The 1987-nt window shown below is 72.1% G+C and carries 2 protein-coding genes; both read right to left on the minus strand.

Annotated features, from left to right (window positions below):
• The coding region (locus ACTS11_RS18915) for a nucleotidyltransferase domain-containing protein (RefSeq protein WP_442641841.1) at positions 1–1263 on the minus strand (1263 nt) is incomplete at its 3' end.
• Positions 1223–1987, minus strand: a 765-nt coding sequence (locus tag ACTS11_RS18920; protein WP_442641842.1) for an ABC transporter substrate-binding protein, incomplete at its 5' end; no start/stop codon positions are given. The genes ACTS11_RS18915 and ACTS11_RS18920, both read right to left, overlap by 41 nt.

The raw sequence follows: 1987 nt of genomic DNA on the forward strand, positions 1-1987 counted from the left end.
GGCGAAGAAGGCGTCGGGCTTCTCGACCGTGATGCGGTTCTGCTTGATCGCGTAGCCTTCGCGCACCTTCTTGCGGCGCCGCGTCCGCCCGCGCAGGAAGCCGAGCAGCCCCGGCTCCTGCTTGACGTGGCGGGCCTCGAGCTCGGTCAGGAAGATGCGCGTCAGCTCGCCCACGCGGGTGGCGTGGCGGAAGTAGTCCTGCATGAAGTGCTCGACCGCGCGGCGCCCGGAATGGGGCTGGTAGCCCATGCGCTCGGCCACGGCGACCTGGTTGTCGAACGAGAGCTGGTCCTGCGCGCGCCCCGCGATCAGGTGCAGGTGACAGCGCACCGCCCAGAGGAAGCGCTCGGCCGCGTCGAAGGAGGCGAACTCCTCGGGCCGGAAGATGCCGCGGTCCACCAGGTCGCCCACCCGCGCGACGCCGTGCTCGTACTTGGCGATCCAGTAGAGCGTCTGGAGGTCGCGCAGCCCCCCCTTGCCCTCCTTCACGTTCGGCTCGAGCATGTAGCGCTGGCCGCCCTGCTTCTTGTGGCGGTTGGCGCGCTCCTCGAGCTTGGCCTCGATGAACTCGCCCACCGTCCCGTCGAAGAGCTGCTGGCGGAGCGCCGTCTGAAGCTCGGCCGCGACGGACTCCTCGCCGGCGAGGAAGCGCATCTCCAGAAGGCTCGTCCGGATCGTGACGTCCTGCTTCCCGAGGCGCAGGCACTCCTTCACCGTGCGCGAGGCGTGGCCCACCTTCATCCGCAGGTCCCAGAGCATGTAGAGCGCGGATTCGATCACCTTCTCGATCGCGGCGGTCATCTTCCACGGCGTGACGAAGAGGAGGTCGACGTCGGAGAAGGGCGCCATCTCGCCCCGCCCGTAGCCGCCGACGCCGAGCACCGCCATGCGCTCGGACGCGGAGGGGAGGGGGTTGGGGTGCAGGTGCGTCTCGGCCACGTGCAGCACCTCGCGCACGAGGCAGTCGGTGAGGTGGCAATAGGCCCGCGTCGTGCGCCGCGCGGCGAGGGGGAGCTGGCCGAAGGCCTCGGCGATGGCGTCGCGCCCCCGCTGGCTCGCCTCCGACAGGACGGCGACGGCGGCGGCGCGGATCGCGGCTGCGTCGCGGGCGTCCCGGCAGGCGGCGTCGATCGACGCACGAACGGCCTCCGCGTCGAAGATCGCGGAGGCCGGGACGATCAGCGTCCCCGGTTCGGTGGCGTCGGTGAGGCGGGGGTTCCGGTCAGAGACCGGCACCGCCGAGGCGTCTTGGGGCGGGGTCAACGATGGCCACCTGGTTGTCGATCACTTGGGCGATCGCGAGCGCCCGCTCGTTGGTGCCGTCGGCCAGCAGCCGGAAGACGCCGCTCGCCCCCTGGAACCCGGCCGAGGCGGTCAGGTCCGCACCGCCGACGCGGCCCGTGGCCGCCGCCGTCTCGGCGATGGCGCGCATCCCGTCATAGGCGATGGCGGCGAGGTTGTGGGGCGGCGCGCCGTAGGTCGCGGCGTAGCGCGCCTCGAACCCGGCGATGGCGCCGGCATCGGGCACCGCGAACCAGCCGCCCTGGAGGCCGGCGAATTCCAGCGTTTGCGGCGGCACGTCCCAGCGGGTGATCCCCAGGACGCGCACCGCCGAGGTGTCGAGCCCGTTCTCCGGCAGGAGCTGGGCGAAGAAGGGCAGGGCGCCCGCGCTGTCCGAGGTCAGGAGCACCGCGTTCGCGCCCGTCGAGCGGACCGCGTCGACCACCTGCGGCACGGTGTTGATCACGCCCGTCTGCGAGAACTCGTAGGGAATGGCGGCCGCGACCGTCGCGCCCGAGCGCGCGGCGGCGGAGCGCACGGCGTCCCGCGCCACCTCGCCCGCGAGGTTCGAGGCATGGACGAGGACGATGTTGCCCGCCCCCTGGCGCGCCGCGTAGGAGACGACGCGGTTGGCCGTGTTCTGGAAGGTCTGGCCGAGCACGAAGACGTTGCCGCCCGCGACCTCGGTGTTGTTCGAGAAGCTGAG

This window comes from Roseicyclus sp., from assembly GCF_052168335.1.
In the GTDB taxonomy this organism is placed as follows: domain Bacteria; phylum Pseudomonadota; class Alphaproteobacteria; order Rhodobacterales; family Rhodobacteraceae; genus Roseibacterium.